Source organism: Kitasatospora sp. NPDC059599, assembly GCF_042735125.1.
In the GTDB taxonomy this organism is placed as follows: domain Bacteria; phylum Actinomycetota; class Actinomycetes; order Streptomycetales; family Streptomycetaceae; genus Kitasatospora.
Map to the genome: position 1 here is coordinate 1 of NZ_JBHWCL010000109.1, position 18,600 is coordinate 18,600.

The 18,600-nt window shown below is 74.3% G+C and carries 14 protein-coding genes; 7 read left to right on the top strand and 7 right to left on the bottom strand.

The window, feature by feature from the left end; genetic code table 11:
- Positions 1–485: 485 nt before the first annotated feature.
- From ssuE to ACFV04_RS30450, 5 genes are all read left to right on the top strand, one after another.
- On the top strand, positions 486–1,043 hold the full coding sequence (ssuE, locus tag ACFV04_RS30430; RefSeq protein ID WP_360266184.1) for an NADPH-dependent FMN reductase: 558 nt from the start codon (positions 486–488) through the stop codon (positions 1,041–1,043).
- 348 nt (positions 1,044–1,391) lie between these two features.
- Positions 1,392–2,180: an ABC transporter ATP-binding protein gene (locus tag ACFV04_RS30435; RefSeq protein ID WP_380343894.1), complete on the top strand. Its 789-nt coding sequence runs from the start codon at positions 1,392–1,394 to the stop codon at positions 2,178–2,180.
- Positions 2,181–2,197: 17 nt separating this feature from the next.
- Positions 2,198–4,768 carry an ABC transporter permease gene (locus tag ACFV04_RS30440; RefSeq protein WP_380533885.1) on the top strand — a complete coding sequence of 857 codons (2,571 nt, stop codon included), beginning with the start codon at positions 2,198–2,200 and terminating at the stop codon, positions 4,766–4,768.
- Between the two features lie 179 nt (positions 4,769–4,947).
- Positions 4,948–7,026 carry a hypothetical protein gene (locus ACFV04_RS30445; RefSeq protein ID WP_380533887.1) on the top strand — a complete coding sequence of 693 codons (2,079 nt, stop codon included), beginning with the start codon at positions 4,948–4,950 and terminating at the stop codon, positions 7,024–7,026.
- Between the two features lie 170 nt (positions 7,027–7,196).
- Positions 7,197–8,237: a glycosyltransferase family 2 protein gene (locus tag ACFV04_RS30450; RefSeq protein WP_360266193.1), complete on the top strand. Its 1,041-nt coding sequence runs from the start codon at positions 7,197–7,199 to the stop codon at positions 8,235–8,237.
- Between the two features lie 233 nt (positions 8,238–8,470).
- Here ACFV04_RS30450 and ACFV04_RS30455 read toward each other — a convergent pair whose 3' ends face one another.
- The 3 genes from ACFV04_RS30455 to ACFV04_RS30465 form a co-directional block, all read right to left on the bottom strand.
- On the bottom strand, positions 8,471–10,054 hold the full coding sequence (locus ACFV04_RS30455) for an LCP family protein (protein WP_380533889.1): 1,584 nt from the start codon (positions 10,052–10,054) through the stop codon (positions 8,471–8,473).
- A gap of 235 nt (positions 10,055–10,289) precedes the next feature.
- Entirely contained in the window at positions 10,290–11,567 is a 1,278-nt protein-coding gene (locus ACFV04_RS30460; protein ID WP_380533891.1) for an LCP family protein, read from the bottom strand.
- A 37-nt stretch (positions 11,568–11,604) separates the two neighbouring features.
- Positions 11,605–12,396: a TIGR03089 family protein gene (locus tag ACFV04_RS30465; RefSeq protein ID WP_380343880.1), complete on the bottom strand. Its 792-nt coding sequence runs from the start codon at positions 12,394–12,396 to the stop codon at positions 11,605–11,607.
- A gap of 104 nt (positions 12,397–12,500) precedes the next feature.
- On the opposite strand from ACFV04_RS30465, the gene ACFV04_RS30470 reads away from it, so the two are divergent.
- Complete coding sequence (locus tag ACFV04_RS30470; RefSeq protein WP_380533894.1) at positions 12,501–13,658, top strand: peptidoglycan recognition protein; 1,158 nt, start codon at positions 12,501–12,503, stop codon at positions 13,656–13,658.
- Positions 13,659–13,664: 6 nt separating this feature from the next.
- Here ACFV04_RS30470 and ACFV04_RS30475 read toward each other — a convergent pair whose 3' ends face one another.
- Positions 13,665–14,186 carry an SgcJ/EcaC family oxidoreductase gene (locus tag ACFV04_RS30475; protein ID WP_380343874.1) on the bottom strand — a complete coding sequence of 174 codons (522 nt, stop codon included), beginning with the start codon at positions 14,184–14,186 and terminating at the stop codon, positions 13,665–13,667.
- A 40-nt stretch (positions 14,187–14,226) separates the two neighbouring features.
- On the opposite strand from ACFV04_RS30475, the gene ACFV04_RS30480 reads away from it, so the two are divergent.
- Complete coding sequence (locus ACFV04_RS30480) at positions 14,227–15,165, top strand: DNA-3-methyladenine glycosylase family protein (RefSeq protein WP_380533896.1); 939 nt, start codon at positions 14,227–14,229, stop codon at positions 15,163–15,165.
- A 43-nt stretch (positions 15,166–15,208) separates the two neighbouring features.
- On the opposite strand, the gene ACFV04_RS30485 is transcribed toward ACFV04_RS30480, so the two are convergent.
- Genes ACFV04_RS30485 through ACFV04_RS30495 form a run of 3 tightly spaced genes read right to left on the bottom strand, consistent with a single transcriptional unit; the run spans position 15,209 to position 18,203 of the window.
- Positions 15,209–16,507, bottom strand: a complete 1,299-nt coding sequence (locus ACFV04_RS30485; RefSeq protein ID WP_380533898.1) for a coenzyme F420-0:L-glutamate ligase — start codon at positions 16,505–16,507, stop codon at positions 15,209–15,211.
- Positions 16,504–17,463, bottom strand: a complete 960-nt coding sequence (gene cofD / locus ACFV04_RS30490) for a 2-phospho-L-lactate transferase (protein ID WP_380533900.1) — start codon at positions 17,461–17,463, stop codon at positions 16,504–16,506. Before cofD ends, ACFV04_RS30485 begins: the two co-directional genes overlap by 4 nt.
- 41 nt (positions 17,464–17,504) lie before the next feature.
- Positions 17,505–18,203 carry a cysteine dioxygenase gene (locus tag ACFV04_RS30495; protein WP_380533902.1) on the bottom strand — a complete coding sequence of 233 codons (699 nt, stop codon included), beginning with the start codon at positions 18,201–18,203 and terminating at the stop codon, positions 17,505–17,507.
- Positions 18,204–18,600 lie beyond the last annotated feature (397 nt).

Genomic DNA, 18,600 nt, shown 5'->3' on the forward strand with positions numbered 1-18,600 from the left:
CTCCTGCCACGTGTTCATGCCGTCGAGGATGCCCGACCCCGGTGGGGCTGACTCCCCCCGGGGGGCCCACCGGGCCTCTTGTAGCCGTTTTGATGCACGTACCGGATCGTTCCGCCGCAAGGTCCGCAGAGCCCTCGGCAAAGCCCACGCGGCCCTCGGCAGAGCCCGCGCGGCCCTCGGCAGCGCCCGCGCGGCCCTCCGTAACGTTCGGACACCCGGCGTTCCGGAGGCTGAAACGTTTCTTGACCGGCTCGAACACGGCGTGTTTGCATTTCGGACATGGATCAGCCTGCACTCACGCGTCGGCGGTACGTCGACCTGCGGCGCGGTGTGGCCTGTTCGCTCTGTCGCGGCTGACGCGCGCCCGTCGAAACCCGCACGTCCACCGACGTAGCGCCCCCGGCACCGGCCCCACCCCGGTGACCCCGCCGCAGCGCCTTCCCCCGCTGCGCAGCGCCGCCCCGCTTCCAGCCAGAGGTGAACCCATGGCCGTCGTCCTGTCCGTTTCCGGCTCCCCGTCCGCCACCTCCCGCACCACCCGCCTGCTGCGCCACGTCGACGCGCGGCTGGCGGACCGCGGCCACCACGTCGTCCCCTTCGAGGCCCGCAGCCTGCCCGCGCACGCCCTGCTGTCGGGTGACTTCGACCACCCCGAGATCGTCGCCGTCACCGAGCTGTTCGCCCGTGCCGACGGCGTCGTCATCGGCACCCCCGTCTACAAGGCCGCCTACTCGGGCCTGCTGAAAGCCCTGCTGGACGTGCTCCCGCAGTACGCGCTCGCGGGCAAGACCGTCCTGCCGCTGGCCACCGGCGGCTCGTCCGCGCACGTCCTCGCGGTGGACTACGCGCTGCGTCCGGTGCTCAGCTCGATGGGTGCCGGCCACATCACGCAGGGCTGGTTCGTGCTCGACCGCCACGTCACCGCCCGGGAGGACGGCACGACCCTGCTGGAGCGCGAGACCGAGAGCCTGCTGACCCCGGTCGTCGAGGGCTTCGCCACGGCCCTGGAGCGGCTGTCCGCTCCGGCGCTGAGCGGCTGCTGACCGGCCGCCGGCCGGCGCCGACCGGTCGGTGACCAGCGCCGCGGCCCGTACGGGGCGTCCCCGATACGGGCCGTGGCGACCCCTAGGGGGAGGCGCGCCGCGCCCCGTAGAACCTTGGTTGAGCCGCTTCATTCCGTCGGATGACGAGCCGTCCGCCGTCCGCTCCTAACGTGGTTCACACATCCCCGCCCGCCAGGAAGCGGCCCGATCCGGTCGGGTCCGGCAGCCCGGTCCACCGGGAGGGTGGGGCTGACTCCCGGTCGAGGACTACCGCTGGCACCATGTCGCCAGGCGGGCGGACCCGTGAGGCTGGGGCAACGGGTGAGCGCATCTTCTTAGGAGACTCCAGTGACGACGGCAGCAGCAGCCGTGTACGACCCCCAGCTTCCCGGCGGAGCCCCCGCCGTCGCCGCTTCGGCCCGTCAGGTCACCAAGGCGTACGGCTCGGGCGAGACCAAGGTGACCGCGCTCGACGCGGTCGACGTCGACATCCAGCGCGGCCGCTTCACCGCGATCATGGGCCCGTCGGGCTCCGGCAAGTCGACCCTGATGCACTGCCTGGCCGGGCTCGACACGGTCAGCGGCGGGCGGATCTGGATCGGCGACACCGAGATCACCGGCCTCAAGGACAAGCAGCTGACCAGACTGCGCCGGGACAAGATCGGCTTCATCTTCCAGGCGTTCAACCTGCTGCCGACCCTGAACGCGCTGGAGAACATCACGCTGCCGATGGACATCGCGGGCCGCAAGCCCGACCAGGCCTGGCTGGACCAGGTGGTGGAGACCGTCGGCCTGGCCGGCCGGCTGAAGCACCGTCCGACCCAGCTCTCCGGCGGCCAGCAGCAGCGCGTCGCGGTGGCCCGGGCGCTGGCCGCCCGCCCCGAGATCATCTTCGGTGACGAGCCCACCGGGAACCTGGACTCCCGGGCCGGCGCCGAGGTGCTGACCTTCCTGCGCCGCTCGGTGGACGAGCTGGGCCAGACCATGGTGATGGTCACCCACGACCCGGTCGCCGCCGGCTATGCGGACCGCGTGCTCTTCCTCGCCGACGGCGTGCTCGTCGACGAGATGCACGCGCCCACCGCCGACTCCGTCCTCGAACGCATGCGCCGTTTCGACGGCAAGCGCACCAGCTGAGCGGCGGGACGACGACCATGCTGCTCAAGACCTCACTGCGGAGCTTCTTCGCCCACAAGGGCCGGATGGCGCTCTCGCTCATCGCCGTCGTACTGTCGGTGGCCTTCGTCTCCGGCACCCTGGTGTTCTCCAACACCGCCACCAGTACCTTCGACAAGCTCTTCGCCGCGACCGCCTCCGACGTCTCGGTCCAGCCGCCCAAGCCGGCCGAGGACGACGACCAGCAGGCCGCCGTCAAGCCGCCGACGGTCCCGGTCGCGCTCGCCGACCAGGTCGCCGCGGTGCCCGGCGTGAAGAAGGCCGTCGGCCAGGTCATGGTCGGGAACGCGATCCTGGTCGACCCGGCCACCAACAAGCTGGTCGGCCCGACCAGCGGCGCGCCCACCCTGCTCGGCAACTGGACCGACACCCCGCGCAACCCGCTCACCATCACCTCCGGCCACGCGCCGCAGAACTCCGGCGAGCTGGTGCTGGACGCGGACACCGCGAAGAAGGCCAAGCTCGGCCTCGGCGCCAAGGTCCGGGTCGAGAACTCCGGCGGCAAGCACGACTTCACCGTCGTCGGCATCGCCACCTTCACCGCCACCAACCCGGGCGCGGCGCTCGGCTTCCTGGACACCCCGACCGCCCAGCAGCTGCTGCTCGGCGAGCCGGCCTACACCTCCGTCGAGGCCTTCGGCGACGGCAGCCGCAGCAACGACCAGCTCAAGGCCGCGGCGGCGGCCAAGATCGGCGGCGACTACCAGGTCAAGACCGCGGCCGAGCAGAAGGACGAGAACGCCAAGCAGGTCGGCAGCGGCCTCGACTTCATGAAGTACGCGATGCTCGGCTTCGCCTTCGTCTCGGCGATCGTCGGCGGGTTCCTGATCATCAACACCTTCTCGATGCTGGTCGCCCAGCGCACCCGGGAGATCGGGCTGCTGCGCGCCGTCGGCGGCAGCCGCCGGCAGGTCAACCGCTCGGTGCTGGTCGAGGCGCTGATCCTGGGCGTGCTCGGCTCGACCCTCGGGGTCGCGGCCGGCCTGGGGGTCGCGGTCGGCCTGATCAAGCTGATGAACGCGATCGGCATGGACCTCAAGGCGGCCGACCTGCAGATCGGGCCGGACGTGTTCGTCGCCGGCTACGCGCTCGGCATCGTGGTCACCCTGGTCGCGGCCTGGTTCCCGGCCCGCCGGGCCAGCCGGATCTCGCCGATGGCCGCCCTGCGCGACCACGGCACCCCGGCCGAGGGCCGCGCCAACGCGGTCCGCACGGCGGTCGGCCTGCTGCTGACGGCGGGCGGCGGCGCGCTGCTGGTGCTCGGCGCGCGGTCGGAGAAGGCGGCCACCGGCGGGCAGTACCTGGGCCTGGGCGTGGTGCTCACCCTGGTCGGCTTCGTGGTGCTCGGCCCGCTGCTGGCCTCGGCCATCGTCCGGGTGCTCGGCGCGGTGCTGCCGGCCGTGTTCGGGCCGTCCGGCAAGCTGGCCCAGCGCAACGCGATGCGCAACCCGCGCCGTACCGGTGCCACCGCCGCCGCGCTGATGATCGGCCTGGCGCTGGTGATCGCCTCCGCGGTGTTCAGCTCCTCGGCGGTCACCTCGGCCAGTGCGCAGATCGACAAGTCGGTCGGCGTGGACTACATCATCGCCGGCGGCCGCACCGAGGTCACCCCGGAGATGCTGGACATCGTGCGCCGGACCCCGGGCATCGACCACGTCACCACCCAGAAGGGCTTCCAGGCCGCCAAGGTCCAGCTGTCCGACGGGCAGAAGGCGAAGACCGACCTGACCGCCGTACCGCCCGCCTTCTTCGCCACCGACTTCCGGCCGACCGTCAAGTCCGGCGCGGTGGACTCGATCGGGCGCGGCTCGCTGGGCATCGGCGAGGCCTTCGCCAAGGCGCACGGCCTGAAGGTCGGCGACCGGGTGACCGTCGACTACGGCAAGGGCCGCACCCAGGAGCTGCCGGTCGGCGCGGTCTTCGCCAAGGGCGAGCTGTTCGGCGACGGTTCCTTCGTCGCCATGGACACCATGGCCGAGGTGGTCCCGGCCGCCGAACAGCCGCCGGTGTGGACCTTCTTCGCCAAGGCCTCCTCCGGTGCGGACGTCGCCAGGACGCTGACCGCCCTGCAGGACGGGCTCAAGGAGTACCCGCAGCTGACCGTCAAGGACCAGGCCGGCTACAAGGAACTGGTGCAGTCCCAGGTCAACACCCTGCTCTACCTGATCTACGGGCTGGTCGCCCTCTCGATCACGGTCGCGGTGCTCGGCGTCGTCAACACCCTGGCGCTGTCGGTGGTCGAGCGGACCCGGGAGATCGGCCTGCTGCGGGCGATCGGGCTCTCCCGCCGCCAGCTGCGCCGGATGATCCGGCTGGAGTCCGTGGTGATCGCGGTGTTCGGCGCCGTCCTCGGCACCGGGCTGGGCCTCGCCTGGGGCGTCACCGTGCAGGGGGTCCTGCGGGACCAGGGCCTCGCGACGCTCTCCGTCCCCACCACCACGATCGCGATCACCCTGGTCTCCTCGGTGGTGATCGGCCTGGTCGCGGCCCTCGTCCCGGCCTTCCGGGCCGGACGGATGAACGTCCTCGCCGCCATCGCGACGGACTGATCCGGCGCCGGGGGGCGCCGGACCGGGACCGGGCAGGGGCCGGGTGCACACCGCACCCGGCCCCTGCCGCGTGCCGTGCCGGGCCCCTCCGCGGGGCCGCTCCGTCCGGGCCCGCCGGGGCACCGCCCCCGCTGCCCCTGACGCGCGTTCAGCCCCAGGGCTGCTGAGATGATCGTCCGATGTTCCCCTCGGACGCCCCGCCACTGCCCAGCGCCGCGCCCCTCACCGTCGCGGCCGCCGCCCGCTGGCGCGTCGCCCGCACGGCCTGGCGGCTGGACGGCCGCTGGCTCGCCCTGCTGCCGGTCGCGTTCGCGGTGCTGGCCACCGCGGTGGAGCCCGCCGCCGCCCGCTGCAACGTCCAGGGGGTCTGCCGGGACACCGGGGGATCGGCGCTGGCCGGTTGGTCGGTCCTGGCCGAGGTGGTCCTGCTGGCCACCAGGATCCGGATCCGGGCGCTGGTCCCGCCCGTGGTCCTGGCCCTGCTCTGGTACCTGCCGGAGGGCCTGGTCACCCCGCTCGCCCGCTGGTCGGCGGTACTGCTCCACGTGCTGCTCACCGTCGTCCTGCTGAGCGCCGAGGCGGGCCGCCGCCGCGCCCGCCAGCAGCTGGACGAACTGATGGCCCCGCCCGTCCCCTTCCCGTGGACGGCCGCGGGAGGGCCCTCGCCCGTCCCCTTCCCCTGGACGGCCGCCGGCACGCACCCGCCCGTCCACCGCGACACCCCGCCCGCGCTGAGCCGCACCCTCGGCGTCCTGCTGCTCGTCGTCGCCGCGGCCTTCCCGCTGTACGGGTTCTGGGCGCAGGCCCGGGCGGACGCGGCCGCCGACCGGTCCGTCCGGGTGACCGGCACCGCGGGCACGACCGACCGGGACGACGTGCTGACCGTCCGCTTCCAGCCGCCCGGCGGCGGCCCCGAGCGCACCGCCGCCCTGGACGTCTGGTGGCAGCGGCAGCCGCAGCCCGGCGAGACCGTCCCGCTGCTGGTGGACGGCGACTCCGTCCGCGCCCTCGGCGACGACTACGACGTCTCCGGCCAACTGAGCGCCGGCGGTCTGATCGCCCTGCCCGGCCTGGTGCTGCTCGGCACGGCCGCCGTCGGCCGCGCCCGGCGCGCCCGACCGGCCTTCGAGGGGTCCGCCCCCGCGCTCGCCGTCCGGGTCCGCGCCGACGCCCGCGGCGACCTGCTGGTCCAGCCGCTGGATGGCCCGCCGGACGGGCCGGGGCTGTGGCGCCTGGTCGAGCGCGACCGCTACCGCTGGGCCGCCGCAGGCGCCCCGGACGAGGCGGGACCGGCCTGGGTGCCGGAGTTCCACAAGACCGCCGGCGAGGAAGCCGACTACCCCGACCTGCTGCGCGGCCACGAGGACGACAGGGCGGAGGACGAAGACGACTACGACGACTACGAGGACGACGCGGACGACGAGGACGACGACGAGGTCTTCGACCGCGCGACCCCCGCCGAGGCCGCCGCGCTGCTGGCCCGGGCCGGCCGCAGCGTGCCCGCCGTGCTGTACCGCGGCCCCGACGGCATCGACCACCAACTCCTCGTCCGCCCCGGCCTGTTGCACGGAGACCCGCACTGGGTGGCGGCCGTGGTCGCCCCGGCCGCCCGGGCCCCGCGGCTCAGCCGCCGCACCGAGCGCTACCGCGAGCGCGAACTCGCCGTCGCCGCGTTGACCGCCGAGACGGTGGCCGCCGCCCCCGCGGCCGGCCCGGGCACCGCGCCGGTGGCCGCCCGCCGCTGGGAGATGCCGACGCCGCTGCGGGCGGCCGCCGGGCCGGTGGCGGCGCTGCTGGTCGCCGCCGCCGTGGTGCTGCTCGACGACGACGGCTGGTGGGAGAACCTGGTCCGCCCGCTGTGGATCGGTTCGACGGCGATCCTCGCCTGCGCCCAGACGCTGTCCTGGCAGATGGTGGCCGACCGCCACGGCCTGCGGGTCGCCACCGCGCTGCGCACCCGCAGCTTCCGCTGGGCGGAGATCAACGCGGCCGCGGTCCACCGGAACCTGCTCACCATCCGGCTGCGCGGCGGCAGGGAGTTCTCCGTCGCCAGCCGCCCCGCGGTCTGGCTGGCCGGCCACTTCGGCGACCGGTACGACCCGGTGGCGCTCGCCCGGACGGTGGCCACCGCCGCCCACCGGCCCGACCTGCGCCCGGACCGGGTCCTGCCGGACCGGCTGGGCGGCCCGCAGCACCTGGTGAACCGGCTCTCGCTGGTCGGCTACGCGGTGTTCACCGTGGCCCACTACGCACTCTGAACCCGTACCGGACCCGTGTCGCAGGGGCGCCGGAACCACCCCGTCCGGGCCCGCGCCGCCGGGCGGGCACGTGTTCTTGATCACAGTCCCGGCGCGGGGGCGCGAGGGGCGCGCGGCGGCCCGGACCGGGACGAGACGAGGACGCGTCCGCACCGGTACGGTGGGCCCCGATGAACACCAAGGCTGCTGAGGAGCTGCCGGCTGTCTCCGTGATCATGCCGGTGCTCAACGAGGAACGTCACCTGCGCACGGCCGTCCGGCGCATCCTGGACCAGGAGTACCCGGGGCCGATGGAGGTGGTGATCGCGCTCGGCCCGTCCCGCGACCGCACCGACGAGATCGCCGCCGAGCTGGTCGCCGAGGACCCGCGGGTGCGGACGGTGGCGAACCCCACCGGCCGGACGCCCGCCGGGCTGAACGCCGCGATCCGGGGCTCCCGCCATCCGATAGTGGTGCGCGTGGACGGCCACGGCCTGCTCACCCCCGGCTACATCGCGACCGCGGTCCGGCTGCTCGGCGAGATGGAGGCCGCGAACGTCGGCGGCATCATGCACGCCGAGGGCGAGACCGAGTGGGAGAACGCGGTCGCCGCCGCGATGACCTCCAAGCTCGGCGTCGGCAACGCCGCCTTCCACACCGGAGGCCTGGCCGGCCCGGCGGACACCGTCTACCTCGGGGTGTTCCGGCGCGAGGTGCTGGAGAAGCTCGGCGGGTACAACGAGGAGTTCATCCGCGCCCAGGACTGGGAGCTGAACTACCGCATCCGCCAGGACGGCGGCCTGGTCTGGTTCACCCCGCAGCTCAAGGTGACCTACCGCCCCCGGCCCTCGGTGCGGGCGCTGGCCAAGCAGTACAAGGACTACGGCCGCTGGCGCCGGGTCGTCACCCGCTACCACCGCGGCTCGGTCAACCTGCGCTACCTCGCCCCGCCGTCCGCGCTGCTGGCGGTCACCCTCGGGCTGGTGCTCGGCGCCGCCGTCCACCCGGCCTTCCTCGCGGTGCCCGGCGCCTACCTGCTGGGCATCGTCGGCGGCGCCGTGACCGAGGGCCGCGGCCTGTCCGCCAAGGCCAGGGCGATGCTCCCGGTGGCGTTCGCGACCATGCACCTCAGCTGGGGCTTCGGCTTCCTCACCTCGCCGCGTTCGCTGGCGCGCCGGGTGATCGCCAGCGTCGGCCCGTCCGCCGAGGACGTGCTCTCCAAGACCGGCTGACGCCCCGTCGCGACCGCCGTCTCCGCCGCCTCCGCCGCTCGCGGGGGCGGCGGAGCCGTGTGGTGGGCCGAGCCGGGCGCGGGCGTCGACGGACGGGCCGACCGGCCCTCGTCGGGCCGTGGGACCAGCTGCCGGTGCACCGGCCGCCGCCGGCCCCCGCCGCCCGCGCGGCGGCCACTGCCGGCCGCGGCCGTCCGCGTGCGGGCGTAGCGTTCCCGCTCCCCGGTCGGGGGCTACTTGGCGCAGAGGTCGGTGTCGTCCGCCTGCACCCGCTGGAGGTCCTCGGGCGCCTCGGTCGGCGCCCCCTCCGCGGTGGAGGAAGCGGTCAGGGCGTCCTTGCCGAGCACCAGCTGCAGCCCGGCCTTCGGGTCCGCCTTCGCGGCCGGCCGGACGGCGTCGGCCGGCAGGCCGAGGGCGGCGGCCAGGGCTCCGGCCGCGGCCTCCTGGCCGGCCTGGTAGGAGACCGTGGTGCCCGCCGCGACCGGGGCGTCGGTGCCGACCGCGGCCTTGGCGAAGCCCTTCGTCCGGAGCTTGTCGACGGTCGGCCCGGACAGCCCGCGCTTCCCGCTGCCGTTGCGGACCGTGACCTGGACGTCCTTGGTGTCCACCGCCGGGGCGGTGGCGGTCGGTGCCGCCGGCGCGGCGGAGGCGGCGCCGTCGGGGGCGGGCGGGGCGGCGGTCTCGGTCAGCGAGCGGTCGCCGGCGACCATCGCGAACACCTGTTGGGCGTCCGGCTGCTTGAAGATGACCCGGTCCTTGTCCTTGGGGTCCTCCAGGACGGGCGCGGTGGCGAAGGTGATGTTCTTGGTGTCCACCTTGCTGATGTCCTGCGCGAGGTTCTTGAGCTTCTCCACGCTGCCGATGCCGTCGTCCACGGTGAGCGCCTTGGTGGCGGCGTCCGCGAGCTTGTAGAGCTTGGTCGGGCTGGTCAGGGTGTCGTCGCTCTTGATCTTGCGGATCATCGAGCTGATGAACTGCTGCTGCAGCGGGATCCGGCTGAGGTCACCGCCGAAGCCGACGGCGTGCCGGGTGCGGACGAAGGCCAGCGCCTCCTCGCCCTGGACGACGTGCCGGCCCTTGGCCATCTTGAGGTGGGAGTCCGAGTCGTTGATGTCCTTGGCGGCGCACACCTCGACCCCGCCGACCGCGGTGGAGAGCGTCTTCACCGCCTCGAAGTTGACCTGGATGAAGTGGTCGACCCGGATCCCGGTGTTCTTCTCGATGGTCTTCCAGGTGCAGCCGGCGTCGCGCCCGCCCTGGCCGAGGCTGTTGTTGAACATGTCCCGCGCCGAGCCCGGGATCTTCTTGCCCTGGGGGGTCTGGCACTCCGGGATCGGCACCATGAGGTCGCGCGGGAAGCTGACCACCGTCGCGTTGGAGCGGTCCTTGGAGATGTGGAACAGCAGGGTGGTGTCGGCGTGTCCGGTGCTGCCCTCGTCGCCGTACTCGCGGCCGAGGCCGGCCCGGCTGTCGGTGCCGATCACCAGGACGTTCAGCGCCTCCCCGGCGGCCTTGGGGCGCTCCGCCTCGTCGCCCAGCTGGACCTTGACGGAGGTCAGATTGCTGTTGAAGTGCCGGTACAGGTAGTACGCCCCGCCGCAGCCCGCGACCATCACCAGGGCGCCGGCGCCGGCGGTCCACTTGAGCGCCCGACGCCGCCGCTGCCGCTTGGCGAGGGCGGCGGCCCGCCGCCGGCTGTCCCGGCGGCCCTCCCCGGCCGGCGCCTCGGGCGTTCCGGCGGCCCGGCGGCGCTGCCGGGGGACACCGGGGGCCGGGTCCACGCGGTACCGGCCGGTTTCCGGTTGCTCCTCGTGCACGGGGGTTCCCTACGTTCGACCGGTCACGGCTCCGGCCCGCCCGTTCTGACGGGCCGATCCGGAACACAGTAGACGAGCCGAACGGGGGAATGGTTCCTGCTGTGATCTGCATCATGTTTGAACAAAGTGGAGGTAAATTCCGTTCGCCGCCGGACATTTGCAGGGCATTCGCCGGACGTACCCGCGCCGACCTGGGGCTCCGCGCGGCCGGGTTCCGGACGCCCGCGCGGCCGCGTCAGTGCTGCGCGCAGGCGTCCACGTCGGCGGTGCGCCCCTCGAAGGTGGGCGAGGCGGTGGCCGAGGGCGACGTCGCCGTCGCCGCCTCGGCGGAGCCGGCGGCGGGGGTCGCACCCGGGCTCGCCCCGGCGCCCGCGTCCGCGCCCGTGGACGGCGTCGACCCGGGCGGCCGGACGGAGACCGGCCGGTCGTCCCGCAGCGCCGTGAACAGCTGGCCGGTCTGTGGCTGCACGAACTCGTCCCGGTCCGAGTCGTAGCGGTACGGGCGGCGCGGCGCGGTCAGGAAGACCACGTTGGGCGTGGGGATGCCGCGCAGGTCCTGGGTGAGGTCGTACAGCGCGCCGAGCGAGGACAGCCCGCCGTCCGCCCGGACCGAGGAGGTCGCCGCGTCCAGCACCGGCCACAGCCGGGCCGGGTTCAGCAGTACCCCCTGCGACTCCACCTTGCGGATCAGCGAGGCCAGGAACTGCTGCTGACGGCCCATCCGCTGGGTGTCGCTGCCGTCCCCCAGGCTCTCCCGGGCCCGGACGTAGCCGAGCGCCTGCTCGCCGTGCAGGGTCTGCCGCCCGGCGGGCAGGTCGAGCCTGGCGTCCTTGTCGTGGATCGGCTGCGGCACGCACACGTCGACCCCGCCGATCGCGTCCACGATCGTCTTGAAGCCGCTGAAGTCGACGATCACGTAGTGGTCGATCCGGATGCCGCTCAGCTGCTCGACGGTGCGGATCGAGCAGGCCGGGCCGCCCGTCTCGAAGGCCCAGTTGAACTGCATCAGCGCGGGCTTGCTGCGGGTGCCGTCCGGCTTCTCGCAGGCGGGCACGCTGACCATGACGTCGCGCGGGACGGAGACCGCCGTCGCGTGCTTCCGATCGGCGGCCAGGTGCAGCAGGATCGTGGTGTCCGAGCGCTGGGTGCCCGCCTCGCCGCCGTAGGAGCCGTTCGAGCCGGAGCGGTCGTCGCTGCCGATCAGCAGGATGTTCTCGGCGCCCCGCGCGCCGGCGGTGCGGCTCGGCCGCTCGGCCTCCAGCTTGGCGAGCAGCCGGTCGGTGGCCGAGTCGGTCCGGATGTTGCCGTCCAGCTTGCGGTAGGCGACGTAGAGCAGCACCCCGGTGGCGACCAGCAGGAACGCGACGACGCCGGCGGTGATCATCAGCCACCGCCGGCGTCTGTGCGGGCGTCCGGCCCCGCCCGGGGAGGCGTCCGCGGGGGGACGGTCCGCGGGCGGGCCGTCCGTCGGGGGAGTGTCGGTCGGGGGGTGCTCGGTGTCGTCCTCGGCCATGGCAGGGATCCCTACCCGCCCGGCCGGGGCCTGGGGGTCACCCGAGGCGCAGTGTCACCCGTTCGGAGTCGATCCGCTTCTCCCACTGCTCGGCGTCCAGCGCCTGCGAGTTGCGGCACAGCACCACCGAGGCGCCGGCCGCCAGCGGCGCCAGCAGGCCGGCCTCCAGGCCCGCCCAGTCGTCGTACGAGAGGGTGGACAGCACCCGGTCGCCGGGCTTCACGCCGAGGCGGACCGCGCCTTCCCGGGCCAGTGCGACGGTCTGTTCGCCCGTCAGCTTCAGCGGCAGCCCGTCCACCAGGGTCTCCAGTGCCTGCCCCTCAGGGGCGACGGGGGAGTACGGGGCGAAGCGGTCGCCCTGGCCGGGCACCTCGGCGGCGTAGTCGAGGAAGCCGTCCGGGCGCTGCGGGAAGCGGCCGCCGAGCGGACGCAGGGCGAGCGCCACCCGCTCGCCCTCGCAGGCCTGGGCGGCCGCGAGTCCGTCCGGGCCGCTGACGACCAGGTCCGTGGTGGCCGGGTCGCCGCCCGGCACCGCCGCCACCCCCACCGACCAGCAGGCGAGCAGCCAGACGGCGCTCTGCCAGTGGGCGGGCAGCAGCAGGGCGGCCCGGTCGCCCGGGCCGGCGTTCAGCTCGTCCTGTAGGAGGTTGGCGGTCTTGGCGACCCAGTTGTCGAAGGTCCGGGCGGACAGCTCCACCCGTTCGCCGGTGGCGTCGTCGTAGAAGGTGACCAGCGGGGCCGCGGGATCGACCGAAGGGGTGCCGCCGCGCAGGAATGCGTGCAGCAGCTCGACGGGGGTGCGGGCATCGGCAGCGAAAGGCGCAGTCATGGTGCGCCCCAGCCTACGGCCTTCGAGTGGGAGGCCGGGAGGGGCGGCCGAACGGGCGCGGGGCGGCGTGGCGGCATCGGTCATTTGTCGTCAATATCCGTTTTATGCGTATCTCACTTCTCGCCGGTGCGGCCACGAGCTGCATCGCCGTCCTGCTGCTCCAGTCCACCGCCGTCCCAGCCGTCGCCGTTCCTGCCGTCGCCGAGCCGGTCCCGGCCGAGCAGACCTCCGCCGGTGGCGGCACCGTGACGAGCCTGTCGCTGACCTCCGCCGAACACAGCGTCACGAAGCGCACCACCAAGCCCTTCTCGCTCATCGGGGTGAGCTGGGACGATCCCCGGCAGTCCCTCGCCGGCACCTCGATCCGGGTCCGCACCCACCGCGCCTCCACCGGCACCTGGACCGACTGGCACCAGCTCGCCGTCGAGGGCGAGGACGCCCCCGACGAGCGGGACGGCCGGTCCGGCATCCGCGGCTCGACGGCACCGCTGTGGACCGGCCGCAGCGACGGCGTCACGATCGAGGTCACCCCCGGGCCGAACGGACTGCCCGCCGGGCTCCGCGCCGAACTGGTCGACCCGGGCAAGGGCGCGGCATCCTCCGCCCCGCGCACGCTGCCGGCCGAGACCGCGGCCGCCCGGTTGCCGCAGGACCACGAGGCGCCGCGCCCGGGCATCGTCACCCGGGCCGGCTGGGGCGCCGACGAGTCGCTGCGCGACCCGGGCTTCGTCTACACCGGGACGGTCAAGGCGGTCTTCGTCCACCACACCGACACCACCACCGACTACGCGTGCGGTGACGCACCGCAGATGATCCGCGCGATCTACCAGTACCACGTCCAGAGCAACGGCTGGCGGGACATCGGCTACAACTTCCTGGTCGACCGCTGCGGCACCATCTACGAGGGCCGCGCCGGCGGCGTCGCCCAGCCCGTCCTCGGCGCACACACCCTCGGCTTCAACACCGACTCGGCCGGCGTCGCCGCGCTCGGCACCTTCACCACGGACGGGCCGCCGCAGGACCTGGTGGACGGCGTGAGCAAGATCGCGGCCTGGAAGCTCGGCCTGACCGGCCAGGACGCGGCCGGCCACACCAACCTGACCTCCGGCTCCTCGCAGAGCCGCTACCCCAAGGGCACGGTCGTCTCCTTCGACACCGTCTCGGGCCACCGGGACGCCTTCGCCACCGAGTGCCCCGGCGACGGCCTCTACGACCGGCTCGGCGACATCCGCTCCTGGGCCGCCCACCTCCAGGGCCGCTGAACCCCGTCAGGACCCCTGGGGCCGGACCGGGTGCTCCTGCGCCGGCCCCGGGCCCCGCCCGATCAGCCCCCGCAGCTCCCGCGTCAACGCCTCCGCCCGGTCCGGCTGCAGGTCGAAGCGCGCCGGTGTGTTCTGCAGCAGTGCGATCCGCCACCCCGACCCGGCGTTCACCGCGATCACCGTCTGCACCGCGTTGAGCGCCGGGTCCAGGTCCTCCGCGTCGTCCGCCACCATCCCGGCGACGCCGTCCAGCTGCACCACGTCCGCCCCCAGCGCCCGGACCCGCCGCACCTTGGCCACGTACTCCGGCGTCGGGTGGTCCGCGAACACCCGCCCCGTCTCGGCGGCGATCGCCGAGCGCCCGCGGTAGCGGGTCCCGTCGAACTCGATCACTTCGCCGTCCTCCGCGAACGGCCCGGCGAAGGCCGCGCCGTCCCGCTGGTTCCACCCCTCCAGCACCCGGCGGTACAGCCCCCGCACCGCGCTCTCGTCCCCGGAGGGCAGCTCCGGCAGCCGCGTATCGTTCATATCCCCATGGTCGGCGACGGGGGCGAAGGAGGCGACGGCAGTGGCGGGCGGGACGGACGGTACGGGCGGCGGCGCGGTGCGGCGCTGGCGGCCGGGCTTCCCGCTGGACGCGGCCCGGACCCTGCTGCCGCTGCGCCGCGGCCCGGCGGACCCGGCGTACCGGACCAGCGGGGACGGCGCCGTCTGGCGTGCCTCCCGCACCCCCGGGGGCGTCGGCACCCTGCGGGTGCTGTCCCGTCCCGCCGCCGGTGAGGTCGAGGCGACCGCCTGGGGCCCGGGCGCGGACTGGCTGCTCGACCGCCTGCCCGCGCTGCTGGGCGCGGAGGACCGGCCGGAGGCGCTGGTGCTGCCGCCCGGTCCGCTGCGGGACGCCCAGCGCCGCACCGCCGGGGTGCGGCTGACCCGGACCGGCCTGGTGCTGGAGTCCCTCGTCCCGGCGGTCCTGGAGCAGAAGGTCACCACCGACGAGGCGTACCGCGCCTGGCGCACCCTGCTGCGGGACTTCGGCACCCCGGCGCCGGGGCCGGCCGAGGGGATGCGGGTCGCGCCGTCGGCCCGGGAGTGGGCGCTCATACCGAGCTGGGAGTGGCACCGGGCGGGCGTGGACCCGAAGCGGTCCGCGACCGTGATGCGGGCCGTGCGGCTGGCGCCGCGCCTGGAGGAGGCGTCGGCGATGGGGCACGAGGAGGCGTTCGCCCGCCTCACCGCCGTCCCGGGCATCGGCGTCTGGACGGCGGCGGAGACCCTGCAGCGCAGCAACGGCGACCCGGACGCGGTCTCGGTCGGCGATTTCCACCTGCCGAACCTGGTCGGCTGGGCGCTGGCCGGCCGGCCCCGCAGCGACGACGCCCAGATGCTCGCGCTCCTGGAGCCCTACCGGCCGCACCGCCACCGGGTCTGCCGTCTCCTCCTGGGCACGGCCGTCCACGCGCCCCGCTACGGCCCCCGCCTCGCCCCTGAGGACCACCGCCGCCGCTGACCGGCGGCCGCGTCCGTCGGGAACCGGAGGGGCGGGGCAGCCGCTACCGCACCGCGATGAAGGCGGCGGCGTCGCGTTCCGGGCGGGAGCGCGGAGGTTCGGCGGGGCGGCCGACGGCGACGGCGCCCATCGGGTCCCAGTCGGCCGGCAGGTCCAGGGCGGCGCGGACGGTGTCGCGGCAGAACATGGTGGACGAGACCCACGCGGAGCCGTAGCCCTCGCCGGTGAGGGCGACGAGCAGGTTCTGCACGGCGGCGCCGGCGGCGACGGTGAACATCTCCCGTTCGGCGGCGGCACGCCGGGCGTCGGGGTAGTCGTGCGAGCCCTCCGTCACCAGGCAGGGCACCACCAGGTACGGCGCGTCCCGCAGGACGTCGCCGCGGGCGGTGCGGCGGGCGATCCTGGCGTCGTCCCAGCCGTCGAGTTCGCGCAGGTCGCGCTGCCAGGCGGCGAGCATCGCGTCGAGCAGCCGGGTGCGGGTCTCGGGCGACTCCAGCAGTACGAACCGCCACGGCGTGGTGTGGTGCGGGGCCGGCGCGGTGACGGCGGCCGCGACCGCGCGGCGGACGGCGGCGGGGTCGACCGGCTCGGGGGTGAAGGAGCGGACGGTGCGCCGCAGGGTGACGGCCTGCCGCAGGGCCTCGGAGGTGCCGAGCCGGAACATGTCGTCCGCGGCGGGCCGGACCAGGGGCCGGGTGCCCTCGCCGTCCTCGACGGTGACCAGCCGGCCCAGTCCGCGCACGACCGCCACCGGTACGTCGGTCGCCTTGCCCTTCACCAGGTCGGCGGCGGCGGCGAGTTCGTCGGCGGTCGCGGTGACGGTGAGCGTCAGCTCGTTGCCGTGGCTGTCGGTGCGTCCGCGGTGGTCGTCCAGGACGGACAGTCCGGCGGCGCCGATCGCGACGTCGGTGAGCCCGTTGCGCCACGGCCGCCCGAAGGTGTCGGTGACGACGACGGCCAGGCGGCGGCCGGTGAGCTGCTGCAGCCGGGCCCGCAGCGCGCGGGCCGAGGCGTCCGGGTCCTCGGGCAGCAGCAGCACGGTGCCGGGGGCGGTGTTGGAGGCGTCGACCCCGGCGGCGGCCATGACGAAGCCGTTGCGGTTCTCGACGATCCGGGCCGGTCCGCGCCGGGCGACGACCCGGACGGTCTCGGCGTCGATCGCGGCCTCGCGGTCGGCGGCGTGCAGCAGCCGGCCCTCGGCCTTGCTGACGACCTTCGAGGTGACCAGCAGGATGTCGCCGTCCAGGTACGTGCCGGCCTTGGCGATGAGCGCGGCGAGGTCGGCCCCGGCGTCGACCTCCGGGATCCCCTCGACCCCCAGGACCTCCAGCGGGCCGGTCACGCGCGGACCCGGTCCGCCAGTGCCAGCGCGGCCCGTGCCATCGCGGCGGTGGCCTCGACGTCGGTCATCAGCAGCGGGACGGCCCGGCAGGCGATCCCGGCGTTCTCGACCGCGGCCACCGACGCCTCGTCGGCGGTGTCGACCAGCCAGCCGTCGATCAGGTCGGAGCCGTAGTTCCGTGCGACGGCCTCCGCCGTGGCCTCGACGCCGACGGCGGCGAGCACCTTGTCGGCCATGCCGCGCACCGGTGCCCCGCCGATGATCGGGGAGAGCCCGACGACCGGTGCCGGGGCGGCGGCGACGGCCTCCCGGATGCCGGGGACGGCGAGGATGGTGCCGATCGAGACGATCGGGTTGGACGGCGGGAAGAGGATGACGTCGGCCTCCGCGATCGCCTCCAGCACGCCGGGCGCGGGCTTCGCGGTGTCCGCGCCGACCGGGATGATCGCTTCGGCGTCCACGGCGGCGTGCAGCCTGACCCAGTACTCCTGGAAGTGGACCGCCCGGGTGCCCTGCTCGTCGGTGATCCGCACGTGCGTCTCGACCCGGTCGTCGCTCATCGGCAGCAGCCGCACGCCGGGCTTCCAGCGCACGCACAGCGCCTCGGTCACCTGGCTGAGGCTGTACCCGGCGGTGAGCATCTGGCTGCGGACGAGGTGGGTGGCGAAGTCGCGGTCGCCGAGCCCGAACCACTCGGGGCCGACGCCGTACTCCTTCATCTCGGCCTTGATCGACCAGGTCTCGTCGGTCCGGCCCCAGCCCTGCTCCTCGTGGATGCCACCGCCGAGGGTGTACATCACGGTGTCGAGGTCGGGACAGACCTTGAGGCCGTAGAGGTGGATGTCGTCGCCGGTGTTGCCGATGACGGTGATCTCGTCCTGCGGTCCGACCGCCGCGAGGAGCCCGCGCAGGAAGCGCGCTCCGCCGATTCCGCCTGCCAGTGCCACGATGCGCATGGGCTCATCCTGCCACGGCCCGACCGTCCGTCAGCCTGCGCTCAGTGCCGCTCGGACGGCGCCCGGTGCGGCTCCGCGTGCTGTTCGGTGCGCTGCTCGGTGTGCTGCTCGGTGTGCTGTTCGGGGACGACGTGGGCGCCGTACTGGTTCATCTCGGTGAGGCCCGGGGTGTAGAGGTGGATGGAGACGGCGGGTTCGAGCGCGCCGTTGACCACCTCGTGCAGGTAGCCGGAGGAGAACACCCTCCCCCAGCCTCCGGCCGGGGGGACCCCCATCCCGCCGGGCCGCAGGATTCGGGAGGTCTCGCCGGCGTGCGTGAGGGAGCGCTCGACGAGCTCGCCGCGGACGACGGTCATCACGCCGGAGGACTCGCCGTGGTCGTGGAAGCCGCTGCTCTGGCCGGGCAGCCAGCTGAGCAGCCAGACCTCGTAGCCGGGGCCGGTCTCCAGCCGGGCGTACCAGCGGGTCAGCGCGTCGTAGCGGACCAGCGGCTCCCAGCGGGCGCGGTCGGCGGCGATCTCGCGGACCAGCCGGGCGTACCCGGCGACGGTGGTGGGGTGGGCCGGCAGGTCGGTCCGGGCCAGGTGCGGGAAGGCGAGCGGGTCGCCGGCGATGGAGACGTCGCTGAGCCCGTCCGCCCAGCGCTGTCCGCCGGTGGGGCGCGGGGAGTGGGCGGCGAGGCCGCGGCGGGCGAGCTTGTTGCGGTCGCGGTTCCGCCTGCGGATGCGGATCATGCGCACGGGAGTCGTCCTCGGAGGTGTCGGCTGGTTCGTCGGGATCAGCCGGATCCGGGATGTCCTGGGGCGGGAATCGCGGGCGGCCTCTGTGCTTCCTGGGGCGGCGCGCGGTGGGACGCGGGCGCCTAGATACAGCAGGAACAGAGGCGACAACAAGAGTTCACGGCACGGCGAAGCGTGGAACCGCTTCGGGGGCTGGTGGACTCTGACATAGGGGCAAGGACACCGCATCCGCGGTGCCGGTGTCAAACCCATGGATGCGGCATTCGAGTGGGTTAGGCCCGGATCTTGCCCTGATGGGGTGATTCATCACTCTCTATGTTTCGATGAGAAGATCGCCGGGAAGGCAGGCCGATGACCGGCCTGTGGTGGTGACCGGGCGTCACCTGGCGAATGGTTG

What these genes read in the sequence shown, in the direction of transcription:
- ssuE (WP_360266184.1), top strand. Translation starts at nt 486, where the DNA reads ATGGCCGTCGTCCTGTCCGTTTCCGGCTCCCCGTCCGCCACCTCCCGC.
- ACFV04_RS30440 (WP_380533885.1), top strand. Translation starts at nt 2,198, where the DNA reads ATGCTGCTCAAGACCTCACTGCGGAGCTTCTTCGCCCACAAGGGCCGG.
- ACFV04_RS30445 (WP_380533887.1), top strand. Translation starts at nt 4,948, where the DNA reads ATGTTCCCCTCGGACGCCCCGCCACTGCCCAGCGCCGCGCCCCTCACC.
- ACFV04_RS30450 (WP_360266193.1), top strand. Translation starts at nt 7,197, where the DNA reads ATGAACACCAAGGCTGCTGAGGAGCTGCCGGCTGTCTCCGTGATCATG.
- ACFV04_RS30460 (WP_380533891.1), bottom strand. Translation starts at nt 11,567, where the DNA reads ATGGCCGAGGACGACACCGAGCACCCCCCGACCGACACTCCCCCGACG.
- ACFV04_RS30465 (WP_380343880.1), bottom strand. Translation starts at nt 12,396, where the DNA reads ATGACTGCGCCTTTCGCTGCCGATGCCCGCACCCCCGTCGAGCTGCTG.
- ACFV04_RS30470 (WP_380533894.1), top strand. Translation starts at nt 12,501, where the DNA reads ATGCGTATCTCACTTCTCGCCGGTGCGGCCACGAGCTGCATCGCCGTC.
- ACFV04_RS30475 (WP_380343874.1), bottom strand. Translation starts at nt 14,186, where the DNA reads ATGAACGATACGCGGCTGCCGGAGCTGCCCTCCGGGGACGAGAGCGCG.
- cofD (WP_380533900.1), bottom strand. Translation starts at nt 17,463, where the DNA reads ATGCGCATCGTGGCACTGGCAGGCGGAATCGGCGGAGCGCGCTTCCTG.